General features: G+C 43.7%; 14 protein-coding genes and 1 pseudogene. 8 read left to right on the top strand and 7 right to left on the bottom strand.

The window, feature by feature from the left end; translation table 11 throughout:
- Positions 1 to 69: 69 nt before the first annotated feature.
- Together CAG58_RS00585 and mgtE are read left to right on the top strand one after the other, a co-directional pair.
- Positions 70 to 777 carry an MgtC/SapB family protein gene (locus CAG58_RS00585; protein ID WP_158137975.1) on the top strand — a complete coding sequence of 236 codons (708 nt, stop codon included), beginning with the start codon at positions 70 to 72 and terminating at the stop codon, positions 775 to 777.
- Positions 778 to 1,061: 284 nt separating this feature from the next.
- Positions 1,062 to 2,432, top strand: a complete 1,371-nt coding sequence (mgtE, locus tag CAG58_RS00580) for a magnesium transporter (RefSeq protein ID WP_237665947.1) — start codon at positions 1,062 to 1,064, stop codon at positions 2,430 to 2,432.
- 61 nt (positions 2,433 to 2,493) lie between these two features.
- Here mgtE and CAG58_RS00575 read toward each other — a convergent pair whose 3' ends face one another.
- Complete coding sequence (locus CAG58_RS00575) at positions 2,494 to 3,861, bottom strand: endonuclease/exonuclease/phosphatase family protein (RefSeq protein WP_161425237.1); 1,368 nt, start codon at positions 3,859 to 3,861, stop codon at positions 2,494 to 2,496.
- Between the two features lie 299 nt (positions 3,862 to 4,160).
- Here CAG58_RS00575 and CAG58_RS00570 point away from each other — a divergent pair, with 299 nt between their 5' ends.
- Positions 4,161 to 5,183 (top strand): alpha/beta hydrolase family protein, encoded by a 1,023-nt coding sequence (locus CAG58_RS00570; protein WP_161425238.1) that lies wholly within the window; start codon positions 4,161 to 4,163, stop codon positions 5,181 to 5,183.
- A gap of 37 nt (positions 5,184 to 5,220) precedes the next feature.
- On the opposite strand, the gene CAG58_RS00565 is transcribed toward CAG58_RS00570, so the two are convergent.
- Complete coding sequence (locus tag CAG58_RS00565) at positions 5,221 to 6,243, bottom strand: helix-turn-helix domain-containing protein (RefSeq protein ID WP_161425239.1); 1,023 nt, start codon at positions 6,241 to 6,243, stop codon at positions 5,221 to 5,223.
- A 246-nt stretch (positions 6,244 to 6,489) separates the two neighbouring features.
- On the opposite strand from CAG58_RS00565, the gene CAG58_RS00560 reads away from it, so the two are divergent.
- Positions 6,490 to 8,172: an SWIM zinc finger family protein gene (locus tag CAG58_RS00560; protein ID WP_161425240.1), complete on the top strand. Its 1,683-nt coding sequence runs from the start codon at positions 6,490 to 6,492 to the stop codon at positions 8,170 to 8,172.
- 82 nt (positions 8,173 to 8,254) lie between these two features.
- On the opposite strand, the pseudogene CAG58_RS00555 reads toward CAG58_RS00560, so the two are convergent.
- Positions 8,255 to 9,927, bottom strand: a pseudogene (locus CAG58_RS00555) (alkaline phosphatase D family protein).
- Between the two features lie 167 nt (positions 9,928 to 10,094).
- Here CAG58_RS00555 and CAG58_RS00550 point away from each other — a divergent pair.
- A complete protein-coding gene (locus CAG58_RS00550) occupies positions 10,095 to 10,244 on the top strand; it encodes a hypothetical protein (protein WP_161425241.1) in 150 nt (49 codons plus the stop codon).
- Between the two features lie 83 nt (positions 10,245 to 10,327).
- Here the strand turns inward: CAG58_RS00550 and CAG58_RS00545 are convergent, their stop codons facing one another.
- Complete coding sequence (locus CAG58_RS00545) at positions 10,328 to 12,175, bottom strand: M3 family metallopeptidase (protein WP_161425242.1); 1,848 nt, start codon at positions 12,173 to 12,175, stop codon at positions 10,328 to 10,330.
- Between the two features lie 202 nt (positions 12,176 to 12,377).
- On the opposite strand from CAG58_RS00545, the gene CAG58_RS00540 reads away from it, so the two are divergent.
- From CAG58_RS00540 to CAG58_RS00530, 3 genes are all read left to right on the top strand, one after another.
- Positions 12,378 to 12,692, top strand: coding sequence for a hypothetical protein (locus tag CAG58_RS00540; protein ID WP_161425243.1), 315 nt, complete (start codon positions 12,378 to 12,380; stop codon positions 12,690 to 12,692).
- Between the two features lie 3 nt (positions 12,693 to 12,695).
- Positions 12,696 to 14,138, top strand: coding sequence for a DUF4041 domain-containing protein (locus tag CAG58_RS00535; RefSeq protein WP_161425244.1), 1,443 nt, complete (start codon positions 12,696 to 12,698; stop codon positions 14,136 to 14,138).
- A 187-nt stretch (positions 14,139 to 14,325) separates the two neighbouring features.
- A complete protein-coding gene (locus tag CAG58_RS00530) occupies positions 14,326 to 16,767 on the top strand; it encodes a hypothetical protein (RefSeq protein WP_161429861.1) in 2,442 nt (813 codons plus the stop codon).
- Positions 16,768 to 16,886: 119 nt separating this feature from the next.
- On the opposite strand, the gene CAG58_RS00525 is transcribed toward CAG58_RS00530, so the two are convergent.
- From CAG58_RS00525 to CAG58_RS00515, 3 genes are all read right to left on the bottom strand, one after another.
- Positions 16,887 to 17,285, bottom strand: coding sequence for a hypothetical protein (locus CAG58_RS00525; RefSeq protein WP_237665946.1), 399 nt, complete (start codon positions 17,283 to 17,285; stop codon positions 16,887 to 16,889).
- Positions 17,286 to 17,505: 220 nt separating this feature from the next.
- Positions 17,506 to 17,694, bottom strand: a complete 189-nt coding sequence (locus CAG58_RS00520; protein WP_161429860.1) for a hypothetical protein — start codon at positions 17,692 to 17,694, stop codon at positions 17,506 to 17,508.
- A 35-nt stretch (positions 17,695 to 17,729) separates the two neighbouring features.
- Positions 17,730 to 18,857, bottom strand: a protein-coding gene (locus tag CAG58_RS00515) for an IS3 family transposase (protein ID WP_161439683.1) whose coding sequence is annotated in 2 segments (ribosomal slippage) — positions 17,730 to 18,649 and positions 18,649 to 18,857 — 1,129 coding nt annotated over the 2 segments. Because the reading frame shifts where the segments join, the coding sequence is not laid out codon by codon here. This gene is flagged as partial in the annotation.

Raw genomic sequence — 18,857 nt, 5'->3', positions numbered from 1 at the left:
GATAGGCTGGGAGCTTTGGCATTGCTATCGTTTGTCAAGGTTCCACAGTCCTAGCAAGGAGAGCAAACCATGTGGGAAATGTTTGATTTTATCCTGCCGCTCATGTTAGCTGCAGGTTTAGGGGCCATGGTTGGGCTTGAGCGTCAATGGCATCAACGCATGGCCGGGTTGAGGACCAACGCTTTAGTGTCCCTTGGTGCCGCAAGCTTTACTTTGATGTCGATGATGGTTGATGGCGATGCCAGTCCAACACGCGTGGCAGCGCAGGTGGTCTCAGGTATCGGTTTTCTCGGTGCCGGCGTCATAATGAAAGAAGGAGCCAATATTCGCGGCTTAAATACCGCGGCTACTTTGTGGTGCTCTGCCGCGATAGGAGTGATGATTGGTGCCAATCAGTGGTCAGGCGCGGTTGCGGTGACGATCGTTATTTTGGCCACCAATACCCTATTACGACCATTAGTCAGGTTTATAAACCATCGCCCCGTCGAGTCCGTTCAACAAGCGGAATGCTGGTGGCAATACCGTTTGGAAGTGGTTTGTTTAGAGAGTGATGAAGCGCATGTTCGAGCTTTATTATTGCAAGGCGTCTCTTCGGGGGCTTTGCAATTACAAAAGCTAGAAAGTGAAACATTAATCCAAGATAAACAGACTCAGGTACGTGTCATCTCTTCGGTGATGGCAACACAGCGGACCGATTCACACATCGAACGGGTGATTGGTCGCTTAAGTTTAGAGCCGACCGTTTCTCTGGCGAGTTGGCAAGTTGTGGAGGCTTAACTCGCTGTCGTCTGGATAAGTGAAGCGACTTTGTCATTTACAACGTTCATCAGGCTATTTTGTCGACGTCTATTTTCTTAGCGCGCAGTCAGAATAGCCTGATTTTTCTTTCTCTTCGCTCTAGTTGTCTTATAACTGTGCTAAAATCAGCCATTTGCATGCTATTCATCTCATTATTATTTTATCTCTCAATATCTTTAGTCGCTAAGAGCAAAGAGCATGTCATAAGATAAAACAATAATGACGTTGATTCATGCTCACGTGACAACAAAAAGAGTATTTAGATGTCAATCAATATCATGACTCAAGACCTCATGGCGCTGCACATCAGTCAAAATGCCGAGGCTATGGAACGCTTTGTTGAAGAGCACCCACTGGCTGACTGCGCAGAAGCCCTCACCGAATTACTGGATAATCAAAGTTTAACTGCTAAAGAAGCGGGACAATTATTACTGCTGATTTCGTTAGAAAAACAAGCGGCTCTATTTGGGTATTTTTCCTTGCGTTGGCAAGAAAAGCTCGCCGAAGAGCTTAATGCGCAAGAGCTCGCACAAATGACGGAGCTCATGCCCCATGATGAACGCGCCGATTTACTGACCCAATTAGAGCCCGAGTTTCAGCATCAAGTTTTACAACAAATGGATGCGGAAGATCGGCGTGATATTCAGCGTTTAGTCTCTTATCCAGAAGAGAGCGTCGGGGCATTAATGACCTCGGATTTTGCGACGCTCGATGCCCATCAAACCGTTGAAGAAGCCATCAACCAACTACGGAAAATCGCCAGCGAGCGAGAAACCATTTACCAAGCTTACGTTGTTGATGAGCAAATGCATTTGCAGGGTACGGTTTCCCTGCGTGATTTGATGATTTCTGAGCCAAGTCTAACGGTTGGCAAAATCATGACTCAAGTGCTGATCTTCGTGCGGGTGGATGAAGCGCAAAATGTTGCCGCGCAAGCGATCAGTAAATATGACTTACTCGCTCTTCCGGTCTTGGATCAACAAAATCGCATGGTCGGTATTGTGACTTATGATGATGCGATGGACGTTGCAGAAGAAGAGGCCGATCGCTCGATTCACAAATCTGCCGCGGTTGACTTCTCCGGTAACCTAAAAGATGCTTCCGTTGGATTGATGTATCGTAAGCGCGTGTTTTGGTTAGTTTTGCTGGTGTTCGGTAATCTCTTTTCCGGAGCGGGGATCGCCTATTTTGAAGATACGATTCAAGCCTATGTTGCGCTGGTCTTCTTCTTACCATTATTGATTGGTAGTAGTGGTAACGCCGGGGCGCAGTCGGCAACGCTCATGGTCCGAGCTATCGCAACCGGTGAAGTGATTGGTAAAGACTGGGCGAAAATGCTGGCTAAAGAACTGTTTATCGCCGGTTTACTGGGTATCACTATGGCGGTTGCCGTCTCGCTGCTTGGTTTATGGCGCGGCGGTCCAGAAATTGCTCTAGTCGTAGCGCTAACCATGCAAATTGTGGTGGTGGTTGGATCGCTGGTGGGGATGTCACTGCCATTTATTCTCAGTAAACTTAAGTTTGATCCGGCATCGGCCAGTGCGCCACTGGTTACCACTATTGCCGATGCGGTCGGAGTTATTATCTATTTCTCAGTCGCCACCAGCATTTTAGATTTTCCTGCGGTTGGCTAAACTCGCTTGATTGAGGCTCTAAATAGAGCCTCTTTTCTTATCCCCAAACAATTGGGATATCCTATAACTTCACTTCAACCCATATTAGGCGATGGTCGGAAGAGACATCTTTACCGTCCCCATAACGGCCCAAACGCGAGTCATTCATTAAACGATAGCCCACTTGATCAGACGCTGGCCAATACACACCGGAATCAATAACCGTTAAGTTGGCCGAAGGCAGAGCATAATCAACGCCTAAGCCAAAAGTGGACGTGATTCGCTGCGGATGGGGATGAGTTAATGATCGCTGCGCAGCAAATTCAGCGGCACCAAGGCTACTTGGGTAAAGCGTCCCTTGAGTCACCTTTTGATTGAGTAACGGATCGGCATGCAGTGCTTGCATTATTTCACTGAGCCCATCACCGGCGACCGGGTCGAGATTTAAATCGCCCATGATGACAAACTTCTCATTGTTGGCTAATCCGCCAGTCTTACCAGCATCATCATAAAAATAGGGCTGATTTTGTATGTAATGTTGCCAAAACTGCACTTCTGCTGCGTTTTGTTGCTGATTTTTACCAGGGTCAAAGACCGGAGGCGTCGGGTGAGACATCAGTAAATGGATCACTTGCTCCCCATCGGCCGTTGGAATAATAATCGGCGCATCTACATGGTTTTTAGACGATAAACGCACCTGTTGCCACTCTGCATCGCTATACCAAGGGGCACCGCACACCATGCCCTGAGGGATCTTTTGTGAACCATCACAAATAGTAATGGTAGGAATGTTAGCATTGGGCATATCTTTCCATTTAAAGTGCTGGAAGGTGCGCGTTTGGCTCGCATCAATCGGGTACTTAGACAGTAAAGCAAACGCGTATTGGCCGTGGTAAAAACCAAATCCCCAAGCATCGCCTGGCAACAGACCTTTTTGGCCATTGTTATCTAAATCAAACTCACTCAATAGCCCGGTATTAGTGGCGTAAGCTTTAGCAAACGGATAATCAATTGGCTCTAGATCGGGCTCGCCTCCCGCTCCTTGTCGGCTTTGCGCGACAGATAAATAATTGTTTTGAAAGCCGATCAACGCCGAAGTATCTTCACCAGTGCCATCATTATTAAATTCCGCCATCATCAATACATCAGGGCGATTGTGTTGAATAACCGCCGCGACATTGCGGATCTGAATAACGTTTTGCGCTAATTTCTTGTCTTTTTGATCAATCTTGCCCGCTAAGTAAGCTTCAACCAAAGCTTGCTGCTGAGCAGGTTCTACCTGCATTTCAGTCACCAGTTCTGCAAAGGTGTTACGGTCAAAAGAGAGATTATAGGTAGCAATTTTAAGCGTTTTTTCAGGTGTTGCCATGGTATCGATATCCTGATTACAGCCCAAGAGCAGTGCGCTACTGAGCAGCAAAGCGGTCGGAGTAAGTCGCATTTTTTTCATTATTCACACCATAGAGTAACTGTCTATTCAAAATCAAAACAAAACCGATTTAAACGATACAGACAGCTAAGACACATTGATTCGTTATCTGAATGGTAAGGATATGCTTACCTGTTGTAAGTGATAAAAATCACGCCCAAGATGTAATAAGCTTCTTGTTTGTTTATTTTTGTGTGACTGATGCCAACTTTGGTTGGGTTTGGTTTATTTTTTAGGTCCTAAAACCGGATTGAGGACGCATTAGAAAGCGCGATGTCAGAATCTAGCTCTGAAGATTATCATTTATAAAGGAGCGGATTATGCGTTGGTTTTGTTCATTTATTACTCTGGTACTGATGTTACCATCAAGTATTGCGGCTACAGAAATTGGCTTCCAACAAAAGGTTATCAGCCAATCTTTAGAAAGGCCCTTATCTATATCCATCTGGTACCCAGCTAAGCCGTCCAATCAAATCACTTTGATTGCTGATAATCCAGTTTTTCAAGGTAATCCAGTGATAGAAAATGGTGCAGTAAATACCGCTTCTGCCCCTTTGGTGATGCTTTCTCATGGTTATCGAGGTAACTGGCGAAACCAGCATTGGCTAGCGGTGAAGTTGGTTGAGCAGGGTTATGTTGTTGCAGCGGTTGATCACCCTGGAACAACGACACTTGATTCATCTCCTCAACAAGCGGCGCAATGGTGGCAAAGACCGAAGGATTTAAGTCGGCTGCTTGATTATTTATTGTCTGATGAGCAGTGGTCCGGCGTGATTGATCGTACGAATGTGACTGCGATAGGCCATTCTTTAGGTGGCTGGACCGTGTTACAACTGGTTGGTGCTCAGGTAGATCGCACTTTTTTTCATCAGCAATGTCTTTTGTACCCAAACCCTAGAACTTGTGGGTTGGCAAAAGAGCTAGGATTGACCGAGTCACAACCCAATGAACCTTTGTCAGCAAGGTTACACGATGAGCGTATTAAGCAAGTAATCAGCTTAGATTTAGGTTTGGCGCGCAGTTTTTCCTCCTCTAGTCTTCATAAAATAAAAACACCTGTTTTGATTTTGGCGGCTGGCATTGATATTGGTGATCTCCCTCAAACTCAAGAGTCAGGTTTTTTAGCTGAACACATACCGCTACTATCACGGCGTTATAAAGTGTATGAGCAAGCGATGCATTTTAGTTTTTTACCCATTTGCAAGCCTGGTGCAATCCATTTACTTGAAGAAGAAGTGCAAGGTGACGGTATCATTTGTAAAGATGGAAGAGGCATAACGCGCAGCGCCCTTCATCAAAGCATATTTGCTGATATTTTCTTATTTCTTGGGCAAAGACCGTAGATTAAGCTTGATATGTTTAAGAACGGCTTGAGAGTCATTATGACAATGAACTTCGGTAGCCACTGGGCGTTTGCCCTGTGATACGTGAAAACTCACGATGGAAATTGGATTTAGTTTGAAACCCTGACGCTAAATAAACTTCGGTGATCGACATATTACTGGTTAAGAGCAGTGATTTAGCATGCTCTATTCTAAATGAATTGATCACTCTAGATATATTTTCTCCGTACACCTGATTGATTGCTTGAGAAAGTGGCTTCGCTGGAACTCCGAGCTGCTTTGAGAGCCGCGCTAGAGTTAAATCAACATCCTTATACAGTTCTTTTTCTGTGAGTAAGTGGCTGAGCTTGTCACAAATCTGTGTTGCTTCTTGCTTACTCATTGATAACGAGGATGATTTTATTTCTGTTAGTGAGGGCTGTGTTATCGCGTTATTTGTTGCCTCAACCACGGTATGCTGACTAGCGATAGTTACCGTTGTGACGATTCCTGCGATCAGGGCGAGATAGCTAAAGGATAAAATAAGATTGATGTGCGCTGCACTGTTACGAATTAAATCATAACTGATCATCCCATCAATCAGAGCTGACATTAGTAACAAAAGTCCCGCAGCTCTTTGAGCAAATAAAACCGTGGTAATTTGATTGAGGCGGACATGGGTTGGTATTTTTAATGATTCTTTTATGAGCAAAAGTCCGTAGGCTAAATAAAGACAAATCAAAACAATATCAATAGCGATTAACCAAACTCGTGATGGGTTGATGGAAGCAATTGCGACAATAATAGGACCAAGCCAGTGGAGATATTTAGTATTTACGTGCTGAGTTTTAGAAAAGCAAAGCCAGGCTGCGACAGGTAACATCGCACCGAGAATAGGTTGAACGCAGCGTAATAAAGCAATATCAAATGTCCACCTTAATCCGACGACAGTGGTCATCGCTGCACAAAGTATACTGAACCAAAATACTCCAGACTTTAGCCAGTTACTTTTGGGGCGCACTAATAGGGCGGTAATGATAAATAGCAAAGATGCTATAAAGGGAAGCGGTACGGCAAGCATTAAAAATCCATTTTATATTCATCATAAGGCTGATTATATGAGAAGTCTATGTACGAGATTATCTCTTAGTGAAATTCCTAAATAAACTATTTAATTGCAAACCAGTTATAAAGTTAAACGAGCCACCATTTTATTCATTATCACGATGTTTGACTTGAAGCTCCAATCCAAAACAGGCAAAGTGCGTGAACCCCCTAGCAACGTCTTGATCAGACAAGGCTGACGATAGCAAAAACGGATCTGCTTATGCCTAATAATTCCTCTTCTTTCTTTGATTTTACCGCTCTGTTTGCCCTGTGCGAACCGAGCTCATTACAAAAAGGCATGCAGCTCGCGAAAAGTGGAGCGGTGCGTAAATTGACCGTTAATGGTCATACCGCCAATGCTGAAGTAAAAGGCTCTCAGCTTTATCGTGTGCAACTCAATGGTGGTCAAACATTATCAAGCTACTGCACTTGCCCAGCCGCTGAATACCAAGAGATGTGTAAACATGGTGCTGCCGTTGCGTATTGCTTACTGAGCGATTCGCCCATTGATCAAGATGATGAACGCGATCGGATCCGCAATCACCTAAAAACATTAGGGGAAGAGGCGATCTTAGAGAAGTTACTCGATTACCTCGAACAAGATGAATCCGCTTGGAAAACGCTAATAGCAAAAATGCAGCTCACTGAGCAGAGCGTCAGTTATAACGATTTGAAAAAAATGGTGACCCAAGCGTTACCCCGTGAACAGATTTGGAATTGGCGTGAAGTTGGCGACTACTTCTCTTACGCAGAAGATCAACTCGAACTGATCTGTGAAGCCGCGAAAGCACTGAAAGCGGATCAGCAGTGGAAATTAATTCACTACATCGTGACCCGTTTAAATCTCGTGTTAGAACAGATTGATGATTCGAACGGAGAGCGGTTTGGGATTGAAGCGCTGATCAATGTTCAAATGCCGTTAATCCTCAATCAGTTGAATTGGAGTGAAGCGGAAAAAGCGCAGTGGATGTTTGAGCGCATGACCCACTATGAGTTTGATGTTTATCCAACGATTGACACTCACTTCGAGCCCGTTTGGCGCAGCAATCAGACATTTCTTAAGTTGTGCAAAACCGCGATTGAGAAAACCCCACTTAACCGTGATAACGCATGGAACCTGAAAACATGGGCGAGACCATTGCTAAGCACCGCCAGTGATTGGCATGAGCGTATCGCTATTAAGCAAAAAATCGCGTGGCGCTGCGACGATTTTCTGGACATCGTGCAACTCTATCTTGAGCATCAGGAGCCACTTCAAGCCGAATTTTGGTTAGCCAAAGCGAAAAAACAAGCTAACCATATTGAGATGCAACAATGCGAGCGACTGCAAGTCAACCTCTATATTAGCTTGGGCGAGGTTGCTAAGGCGTGGAGTTTGGCTAATCGATTGTTTACTGACGCTCCGACTTTTCAAGGCTACCAAGAGTTGAGCGTTTTTAAAGTGACACACCAGATTGAGGATGCAGAGTTTTTAACTCGTATCGAACAGACATTGATCAATAACTACCAACCTGCCGATGCTCGCGGGTTTGTTAGCCACCACAATAGCGCCTTAGTTGAGTTTTATATTGAGCAACAAGCGTGGGAAAAAGCGTGTGATTGGGTCGCTACTCGGCCAACCGATAGCCATGTATTGCTAACACTGGCCGATGAAATCGTAACGGATAAACCCAAACATACTTTGGACTACTACCTTCGTGTTGCTCGCGTGTGTATTGACCGCACCAGTAACCAAGGTTATCAAGAGGCAATTCACCATTTACAACGCGTCGAGCGCTTATTGGCTAAACACCCAGCCGCACTCGCTGATTTTTATCTCGCGATAACATCACTGGCGGAAACCTACAAACGTAAGCGCAATATGCACAGCTTACTGAAAAAGCATTATCCGAAGCAGGTTTAAGCCGTGGGTTTTCTATCCCCAAACTACTTGAGGTTGCTGGCAATAAAGATCACCGCTACTCAAGTCGTCAGGGGATAGAGACTCAACGGATGCTAATCCCTTTACCATCTTCAGTGATGATGGTTTTCTGCTTTACTTGGTAATCTTTGGTCATGATATTGGAAATAAAAGTCCAAGTCGCTTCAGCCTTCTCTTTGGTGACATCTAAGCGTAGAAAACCGCGTTGCTTCAAGTCTGTCCATTGCAGCTCTCTGACCAACAGTGGCAGAACATGCTCCATTTGCATGATAGTCGAGCCATCAACACCTAGGTACTCTTCTAAACCGGGCGAGCTGACTGACGATGTCGCAAATTCGATACCGATCGCTTTGCCCTGCGCATCAAACAGTTGGCTACACCACGCATTGTGACTGTCACCGGCTAAGCTAATAAACCGCTTACCTTCTTGTTGCGCTAAATGATAAAGCCATTCCCTCATTGATAATAGCCATCCCAAGCATCAAGGTTGTAGGGGATAAGATGCGGATCTGAGTTAGGATTGGCAAGATAGGCTTGGATAGCTTGGTTGACATGACTGAGGGCTGGGGCTTTATTCTCGTCATCAGCCATAAACAAACCAAACAGCGCTTGCATTACTGTGCTTGGTAGCTCCATTCGACTCATCAATACTTGTTGGCCCATGATTGACCATTTACCAGAAGCGTTAGCCATTTGGTTTTTTAGCAACTGTTTTTGATGCTGACCTAATAGGTTTCGACCGGGTTGACGAGACTGAGCAACCAATCCTGCGATGCCTTCGATTGAGGGAGAGGACAACGAAAAATAATCCAATGGTTCATCACGGGCGACGACACGAGTATCGAGCATGTAGAGATCCAAAAGATCGCCAAAAGAGAAGTGACGATAGATAATTACATTCGATTCAGGGTTTTCACGGACAGGGAGCCATTCTACCCATGCAGCAGCGGCTGCGGCGAGTCGCAATTCAAAACTGCCTTGCTCTGGTTGATGATTTTCAGCGCCATTAAGCCAAGTATCATTAGCAATCTCATGATCATCCCATACTGCAATCATCGGCATCGAAGCATGCAAGGCTTGTAGATCGTTATCTTGGCGATATTGTGCATAACGTGCTCGGTAATCTTGCAGGCTGACACACTCAGTACCACGACTTGGTTCACGTCCAAGGGCCGCCGCATTTTCGGTGGCATAACCACCGGAGCCGTATTCGTAAATGTAATCGCCTAAATGCAGTACCGCATCAAACGGCTTTTTCTGATGCTGGTGAACGATTTCTCGATAAACGTTGAAGTAACCTGTTGGGTAATTAGAGCAAGAAACCACCGCTAACGATGCCTTGGCCAACTCGCCTTGTACCAACGTTTTGGTTCTCCCAACTTGGCTATTTATTCCCTGACACATAAAGCGATAAAAATAGTTTTTTCCTGCGGCTAATCCTGTGACATCAACTTTGACGGTAAAGTCTTTTCCATTGTCAGTTTGCTGTTTGCCAGAAGCCGCTAAGTGAGCAAAATCCTCATGCTCAGAGAGTTGCCAAGTCACTTCTGCGTAACGACTTTCGGTGGTTACCCGAGTCCAGATGATAACGGCATCTTGTAACGGATCTCCACTGGCTACACCATGCTCAAAGGTGACAGGTTTGAGCTGTGTATCATCAGATTGACACGCGATTAAACTGCTAGCGACCATGCTAGCGGAAACCGCCTTGATAAAGCCTCTGCGAGACATAGACATACTAACTTCCTTATTTTTATCCTCTTTACCCCTAACTCCACGTTGTTTGGGTATAGACTTTGTGTACCAAAAATCCAAAACTGGTCAAACCAGAGCGGGAGATTGGCATCTAAAAATGAAGTTAATATGTCATCAATATAAAATAATAATTACAGTTCAATGAGTTAATGCGGAGCGCTAAAAAAAAGGGGGAAGATAATGAGCAGCGTGCAGTATCGAGCAATGTTTATCTCGCGATTACATCACTGGCGGAAACCTACAAACGTAAGCGTAATATGCACAGCTTACTGAAAAAGCATTATCCGAAGCAGGTTTAAGCTATGGGTTTTCTATCCCCAAACCACTTGAGGTTGCTGGCAATAAAGATCACCGCTGCTCAAGTCGTTAGGGGATAGAGCCGTTAACAGCCGTAAGTCTGCATAATGTAATCTTCAAACTGCTGGCACATCTGCTCATCAGACAGTGCATTAGAGGCGATCACTTGCTCACCATCGACTACAGTAATTTTGGCATTCAGTGGCGCAGGGCTACTCGGTTGACGGCTCTGCATCGCCGCGATTTTTTGCAGCTCTTGTTGCCAAGCTTGCTCGGCAGAAAGGTTACAAACATCGGCGAGATATTTGGCATTAAAGCCTTCACCGGTGAGACTTTGGATCGATTCCGAATGTGAAACTTGATTGCCCTTGTGCCAGTAATGTTTAGCGAGCAATGGGCCAATCTGTGGGTTATCTGTCAGGTAGCCAAACTTTTCCATAAAGTAAGCCCGCGTTTGATACACCGCCATATGAGCCAATAAGTAACCTTGGTAAGCGCAGGCCGACTCATCAGATAATAGATGCGGAATCGCCAACAGCGGGCGAGGGCTCGACTCAAGGCCAAGAATACGCTGCTCAGTTTCACGGGCTAAAGCCGTAACGTGCTCGGCCGTTAACTGCTCATCACTTAATTGATACAGGGCGTGTTCAAAATAAGGCACCAGTAGAATGCTGCGCTCTTGATACGCTTTGAACGGCTGGCGGTTATTGACCATCGCTTGAATGACACTATCGGGAACCGGGTTGCCAGCCTTATCTAAGGCATAGCGTTTTAGCCAATCAGCATCATTGAGTAAGCTATCGCAAAACATCGATTGAGTTTCTGCGTAGGCCATTGAGGTCGGCGCAAACTCTTGTGAGAAGCAAGGAGCATTGAGTTTCACATTAGCAAAATGCGCCGCATGGCCACCTTCATGAAACAAGGTATTGATACCATCATAGCCACTGCCAATTTGGTCGGGCTTGGCGTTAGAGGTAAAATTGACTTTAGCCGCAACCCATTGCCCTTGATCATAAAAAGCAGGGATCGGACCATGACAAAAACCATTGGGGTATTTTCCTTTGCGATCCAGCAAATCTAAAGTCAGCTCAGCCTCTGAATAATCGATGTGCAAACGGCCAAATGATTCCACCCAACGGCGTAAGGATTGCGAAAACGGCACATAAGGGTCGAGATCGCGCATCACATCGCCAGCAAATGAGAAAACAAAATTATGCCCTTTGAGGCATCCTTCTCCTTGCTCAGCCACTAATGTGCTTAGGCTATCTTGATGGCGTTGACGGGTACGCTGTTCGAAATCATCCAAAATAGCAAACAGCGCTTCGCTGCTCATTTTTTCGGTTTTTTGTACCGAGTAGTCAAAGTAATTGGCATAACCCATGGCGCGCGCAAAGGCGTTACGCTTTTGCACCAATTGCAAAAAGCCTTGTTCAAGTAGCCATTGCTCTAGTTCTAGCAGCGATTGATGGGCTGATTGACGCACGGACTCAAGGTTATTGGCACGAATGGTTGAACTGAGCACAGGTAAACTGGCTTCAATCGCCTCACCGTGTTCATTCGTGTAAGTCAGCACATGTTGCTGCTTTTTGGTGAATAGGTCGGCTTCGAACTCGATCAGTTCGGTTTTCAGTTGCTGAGCTTGGCGAGATTCTATCGCATGAGTTTGGAACATGGCTAACCAGCCATTCAGCCCTTGCAGGGTTTGCTCGCGCTGCTCGCTATCACTGATGTTTTCTGCCGCGGCGATCTGTTGGCGGAGCTCTTCTATTCTTGACCCTTGTGAGAGAAAGTGAGTCCACTCGGTTTGGGCTTTGGTTGCCCCCGCTTGGTCGTCGCTAATGCCCATGTAGGTTTGCCAAAAGTAATCTTCTTTGCGGCGGTGCATGGCCAAGTAATCTTGGTTGAGTTGGTTAAGGTAGGTGGTAGCCGTCATTTTTATCCTTAAAAATGGTTGAGTTAATCGAAGATTATCTCACGCTCAGCACAAACGAGCGATACAAACCCAGCTATGGTTGATGGCCTCCGCGTAAAGGTAAATGTACTTGGTATTTACAGGGGGATGGGGGAGCAAACGAGCTTTTTTCCCAAAGTTGCTTAGACCTTTGACTCATTACACCACTTTAAAGGAGGAACCATTGGCTAAACGAGGTAGTGGTTTACGAACGGCTATAAAGATTGTTAAAGCAATAGATAGAGCTAACAAACAAGCTGCTCGTGAATCCCAGCGTAGGCAAAAAGCTCGTGAGCGAGCACATGCTCAGGCAGTGAGAGAGCACGAAAGAGAAGTGCGAGAAGCTCAGCGCGAATTACAAAGGCAAGCAAGACTAAATAAGTCAGCAGCAAAGCAAGCTTTTAAAGATGCAGTATCTAACGCCGCAGAAGAATACCAGGAGCGATGTGAAGAGCGAGCCGCTCTTAGGAAGCAATTCATACAAGAGGTTCTAAAGTAATCAATGGATAATAATTTACTGATGTTGGCAGGCTTATCATTAATAGCTGTCGTATTAACTTATATTCTAACAAAACGCTCAGCAGATAAGAAAATCGAGCAATACGAGTCGCTAGATGAAGCACTAGCAAAAACAAAAGAGGAATATGATTCAGCGTGTATAAGCCGAGAATCGATAATCGCTGCCACTGAAACCGCAAAGCTAGAGCTAGATAAAATCAATGAGGAAACTGCCCAACTTCAAGCTTTGAAAGGACAAGATAATGTACTAAAACAGAGCATTCAGGAGCAGCAAGCGACCTTAGAATCGACTAAATCAACATTAGATGAACTTAACTCAAGCATTGAAAAAGGTGAGCTTGAGCTAGAAGAGTTGATGGGTGATCTCGATTTATATTCAAGAGTTGATGAATACACTGCTCATGGTCATTTTGAAATGCCTAAGTACCTTTATGAAACATCTAATCGATTTGCGGAAGAGATCAAGGATGTTAGGCAGCAGCAAAAAGACATGATCAAAGATAAAACAGCGATCACTTTCCCTGAGTCAACGGTGATATCTAACGACAAGTCATTCAATAATACAATTCTAAATGGTCAAGTTAAGCTCATGCTTACTGCTTTTAATATTGAATGTGATCTTCTTATCGGTAAAGTGTCGCCGAGTTCGTTTGGGCGTACTCTAGAACGTATAGAAAAACTTGCCAACACACTAGAAAAGTCAGCAGCGACATTAGAGTGCGGATTTAATATAGATTACATCGAACTTAAGTTTGAAGAGTGTAAGCTTCAATACCAATATACACTTAAAAAGCAAGAAGAGGTTACTGAGCAGAAGCTTATCAAAGAACAGATCCGTGAAGAACAGCGAGCGATTAAAGAGTTTGAGAAAGCGATAGCCGATGCCGAAAAAGAAGAAAAAATGTACCGCAATCTTCTTGATAAAGCACAGCGAGAACTTGCTAATGCTACTGAGCAGGATCGCTCTGAAATGGAGCAGCGGATAGCAATGCTTGAGCAGCAACTCGCCGAAGCAGAAGCCAAAGAAGAACGGGCTAAAAGCATGGCGGAACAAACCCGTAAGGGGCATGTTTACGTCATCAGTAATATTGGTTCGTTTGGTGAGGATGTTTACAAGATCGGTCTTACTCGCCGTTTAGAGCCAATGGACAGGGTTAAAGAACTAGGCGATGCAAGTGTACCATTCCCATTTGATGTACATGCCATGATTTACACCGATGATGCCCCAGCTCTTGAAACAGCGTTACACCGCGAATTCAATTCTAAACGTGTAAACGCTGTAAACCTTCGCAAAGAGTTCTTTAATGTCGACCTTGCATCTATCCAAGAAGCCGTAGAAAAGATAGCTGGAATAGAAGCCGAATTTAAAATGACCGCTTTAGCTGAGGATTACTATGAAAGCTTGAGATTAAGTGAAGTAGCATAATGTGGAAATGTACTGAGCTATCTGCTGTAGCTAGCTCAATTCTACCCCTTTGTGAGTTGAGTAGTCTTCAGCACACATTTTTAAGCCAGCTTATTTGACCTCGTTTTTCTAATCAAATTATTATGCCATTTGTTGCTTTTCTCATGTGTACAAAGTTGAGATAGCCTTATATTACTAAGGATGAAAAATGAACGATCTACATCAGGCTCGACAAGTTCTTTTTGAGCTAGCTGAGAAGTACGGAAAGGCAGAGATTAAGAATGAAGCACAAACTCGTTTTCATATCATAGATAGAGTTTTGGAAGATTGCTTTAACTGGCGAGACGATATTGAAGTTGAAAAGCATGAGTCAAAAAATGGGTTTACTGACTATGAATTAGGAAAACCAAGAATACTTGTTGTTGAAGCTAAACGAGAAGGCATCCCATTTGAGATACCTGCGGGTCTATCTCAACAGTTGACTATTCCGATTCAATCTCTTTTCGAAGCTAATACGGCTCTTAAGGAAGCTATTGAACAAGTGCAGGCTTATTGCGCTAGACGAGGTGTTCCTTTGGCGCTAGTTACCAATGGTCATCAATATGTAGCATTTTTGGCTTCGCGAACCGATGGTGTCGATGTTTTTGATGGGGATGCGCTAGTTTTTACTTCACTTGAACATATGCATCATCACTTCACGCAAGCTTGGAACTATTTATCAAAAGCTGGCATAGAAGAGAATAGACTTTTTAGATTATTGACTACTGGTGATAAAAGGCTTCCAAATAAGCTTTCAAGCCAATTGGTCGATTATCCAAAGATTAGATATCCAAGTGAAGTGCAAGCTTCACTTAAACAGCTTTCTGAGTTGTTCATACAAGATATAATGGATAACCCTGAGCTAGAGAGTAATTTCTACAAAGACTGTTACTGCGAAAGTGGAGCATTAAATAAATATGCTTTACTTAGTAAGAACGTACTTGAGGCAAGGTACGCTGCAATCTTTAGTGCATCAGAAGAGCAACCATCAGTTCAACCTGTAACATCCAAAAAAGGTTCAAATTTCTCGCCTGATATAGTGGCGGAAGCATTGTCCAGACGTCCTATAGTTTTGATAGGGGATGTGGGAGTAGGAAAAACATCATTCGTAAAGAATTTAAGGCATAACAGCGCACACGAAGAGTTTAATAAGGCTATTTATGTCTACATTGACTTAGGTGCAAATGCCTCTCTCAATACAGACATAAACTCATTTATTTTAGATCAGATTGAGCACCAGTTACTAAGACAATATGAAGTTGACACCTACGATAACAATTTTATTCATGGGGTATATGATAGTGAAATTCGAAGGTTTGCCAAAGGATTATGGGGAGGTTACAAAGATTCAAACCCAGAAAAATACCAAGAAAAGCTTATAGAAGAACTAGCGAACCTTGTAGAAAACAAAAGCAACCATATGAAGCGCTCGGTAGAACATATTGCGAAGGGGCGGAAAAAACAAGTCATAATTTGTATTGATAATGCTGACCAACGAGACTTCGACATTCAACAGGAAGCTTTTATTATTTCCCAGGAGCTAGCCAAAGAATGGAAAGCTACTGTATTTCTGTCTGTGCGACCACAAACGTTTTATAAATCTAAACGTTCAGGTGCGTTAACAGCTTATCCACACAAAATCTTTACCATCTCTCCGCCACGTGTAGACCAAGTTGTGGAAAAAAGGCTACGGTTCGCAGCCAAATTAGCTAGAGGAGAGCATGCGATCGATTTACCTTCTATTCGATCTGAAAATTTAGCTTTATTCTTGGAAGCATTAGTTCGATCACTACAAAATAACAAAGAGCTAAACGAGTTTTTAACGAACATTACTGGTGGCAATATTCGTGCTGTAATAGAGTTCGTTACTGGATTCATAGGATCTCCGAACGTAGAGGCACAAAAGATAATTGATATAATGGAGACGGAAGGAGACTATCGAATTCCTGTACATGAGTTTTCTAAACAGGCCCTTTTAGGTGATTATTCTCACTACAGCCCAGATACATCAATTTCTATGAACGTGCTCGATATATGTAATGCAGATCCAAATGAACACTTCTTAGTCCCAGTTCTTATTTCGTATCTTGATATGCAAGGGGGGCACTTGGACAAAGATGGGTTTTGTAGGACAGAAACTTTGATAGAAGAATGTCAAAACGCAGGCTTTACAACAAATCAGATAGAATCCGCATTGAGGAGAGCTACAAACAAAAAACTGATAGAAACCTCGCTAAGAGTTACGTTTGAAGAAGATGAAGATAGTAATCTTATCGGAGACATGCCAGATAGTTTTAGGATAACTACCATCGGTGCGTATCATATTAAGAGATGGCTTGGTGAATTTGCATATCTTGATGCGATGCTTTTTGATACACCAATAATGGACGAACTTTCCAGAAGCGAACTAATAGTAAACATATCATGTCTAACTATTGCTAGCAGATATGCAAGAACAACCATTTTTAGAGAGTATTTGAGAAGTTGCTGGCGAGCTTATAGTGGCGCTCCCTCATACTTCGACCTTGAGGAGGCATTTTCATCGGGAGATGATAGTTTCCAAAGGGTTCATAAAGCAATCAAAAAAAACCAAATGGATGAGAGTAAGTAATCTGTACTATTTTGTACTTGAACTGAAGAAATAGGTTGGATATGGTTTCCAACTTGTTTCTGTCCAAAACCTTCATAGTTGGCACTTGTAAGAAATAACTCAGTCTGCTGCTTTCATCTTTATTGGCTTTCTTCAATCAAATGCCTGATGGTTTTATCCATATTTACAGTGAGGCAGCAATCTAGTGGCATTAGCGGAGAGTGCTCTGCATCTTCAGTTAAAGCCTCTATTTTATAAACAAAATTATTGTGTTCTAGCCATTCAATTACTCCAGTCTCAACCGCAACTTGTGTCTCATTATCAAGCAAGTACGCTGCAATTAGAGGTGTGTCGGCATCATGGTATCGAACAAAAAACTGGTGCTCACCTTCCATCAGGTTTACGGTAAATCGATTTTGTTTGCCACCAAAAGTTAGATTAATGTGGTCATTAGTGAAAACGAGTGAGTCGGATGCGCCTTTGAACTCACTGAGTACAGATTGGTAACTCATATAGAACTCCATTTTATTTCTCATCATATCGATGTTTCTGATGCTATACACAGAGATTTTAAGCATTAATCGCTAAGTAACCTGCTGTTTTATATTTTTTTCTAATTCATGTCCATTTTAGCTTCGATGATTAAACTCAATTATGAGTTATAAACTAGAACACGGTATGGGGTTTGTTTGCCAACTATTTTGGGGGGGAATTTGAGCTAAACACCCTAACGCCCCTTTATCATGATTGGATTGGGAATCAGTTAATGAAATCAGCCACTATTTTTAATAGCTCAGATGCAGGCCTTGCAGAGGTGGCAGTTTTGTAGACCACAACCTTATCGCCGTACTGGACTATAAGGTTTCCGGTATCACTTAATGTGACCGATGCGATTACCTTCTCCCCCATCTCGTCTTGTATTATGTGCAGTATGTCTTCCGAAGTCATGAAGTTAACCTCGTGGCCTCAAAGTATTGTAGTGGTCAACTAAAATTGGCCACGGTTTTAGAGTTTTCCCAATACAATCGTTCTGACTCATTGGGTGTCAGGCCACCGTTATACTGATGCGGCCTGAGCTGGCTATAATATCCAATAATGTAGCGAATGATCTTTTGTTGAGCCTCTGCAAAGCTACGATAACCTACTGTTGGAACCCATTCCGTTTTCAAGCTTCTAAAGAAGCGCTCCATCGGCGCATTATCCCAGCAATTTCCTCGGCGAGATAAACTTTGTTTTATTTGAAAACGCCACAGTAACTGACGGTATTGACGACTCGTATAGTGACTGCCTTGATCACTGTGGAACATGACGCCTTTAGGCTTTCCACGAGACTCATAAGCCATCGAAAGCGCTTTACCTGTTAATCGTGTATCAGGTGATACTGACATTGCCCAACCAATCACTTTTCGAGCAAAAAGGTCGATGACTACCGCTAAATACATCCAGCGATTTCCCGTCCAAATATAGGTCACGTCATCCACCCAGACTTCATTTGGTGCCGTGACAGCAAACTGACGATCTAAGTGATTCGGGATCTCAATATGCTCTTGTGAGGCTTTACGGTAACGATGTTTTGGTACTTGGCAACTCACTAATCCCAGCATTTTCATTAGCTTTGTTGCTCGGTAACGACTCAGACTCACGCCTTGGTTTGTTACAATATCGGCAATGGTTCTTGCTCCCGCAGAACCATTGCTTGCCGCATAAGCTTCGCTAATCAAACTGCGAAGTTTTACGGTTTCCGCCTTTATTTCTGTTGGCCGTTTCAGCCAATAGTTATAACTGCTTCGATGAACATTGAAGACTTCGCATAATGTTTTTATGCTGTGGCTCTGCTTGAGTTTCTTGATCATCAAGAATTGTTCAGTGAGTCCGACATCAAGAGAGCCGTGGCTTTTTTTAATATTTCATTATGCTCTTCAAGACGAGCTAGCTTCTTTTTTAATTCACGAATTTCAATTTGCTCAGGTGTGATAGGTGACGCTTTAGGTGCTTTCCCTTGGCGCTCTTGTTTTAATTGGCGAACCCACTTATCCATCGTAGATTTACCTACATTCATGGCTTGAGCCGCTTCAGTCACCGAGTAGTTTTGATCGAGCACTAACTGTGCC

Origin of the sequence: Vibrio sp. V31_P5A7T61, assembly GCF_009904895.1 — a bacterium.
Taxonomy (GTDB): Bacteria; Pseudomonadota; Gammaproteobacteria; order Enterobacterales; family Vibrionaceae; genus Vibrio; species Vibrio metschnikovii.
This window is presented reverse-complemented; position numbering and strand designations above follow the sequence as displayed.

Coding starts and splice junctions, on each gene's coding strand:
- CAG58_RS00585 (WP_158137975.1), top strand. CDS start 70: ATGTGGGAAATGTTTGATTTTATCCTGCCGCTCATGTTAGCTGCAGGT.
- CAG58_RS00545 (WP_161425242.1), bottom strand. CDS start 12,175: ATGACGGCTACCACCTACCTTAACCAACTCAACCAAGATTACTTGGCC.
- CAG58_RS00535 (WP_161425244.1), top strand. CDS start 12,696: ATGGATAATAATTTACTGATGTTGGCAGGCTTATCATTAATAGCTGTC.
- CAG58_RS00565 (WP_161425239.1), bottom strand. CDS start 6,243: ATGCTTGCCGTACCGCTTCCCTTTATAGCATCTTTGCTATTTATCATT.
- CAG58_RS00575 (WP_161425237.1), bottom strand. CDS start 3,861: ATGAAAAAAATGCGACTTACTCCGACCGCTTTGCTGCTCAGTAGCGCA.
- CAG58_RS00560 (WP_161425240.1), top strand. CDS start 6,490: ATGCCTAATAATTCCTCTTCTTTCTTTGATTTTACCGCTCTGTTTGCC.
- CAG58_RS00550 (WP_161425241.1), top strand. CDS start 10,095: ATGCGGAGCGCTAAAAAAAAGGGGGAAGATAATGAGCAGCGTGCAGTA.
- CAG58_RS00530 (WP_161429861.1), top strand. CDS start 14,326: ATGAACGATCTACATCAGGCTCGACAAGTTCTTTTTGAGCTAGCTGAG.
- CAG58_RS00570 (WP_161425238.1), top strand. CDS start 4,161: ATGCGTTGGTTTTGTTCATTTATTACTCTGGTACTGATGTTACCATCA.
- CAG58_RS00520 (WP_161429860.1), bottom strand. CDS start 17,694: ATGACTTCGGAAGACATACTGCACATAATACAAGACGAGATGGGGGAG.
- mgtE (WP_237665947.1), top strand. CDS start 1,062: ATGTCAATCAATATCATGACTCAAGACCTCATGGCGCTGCACATCAGT.
- CAG58_RS00525 (WP_237665946.1), bottom strand. CDS start 17,285: ATGATGAGAAATAAAATGGAGTTCTATATGAGTTACCAATCTGTACTC.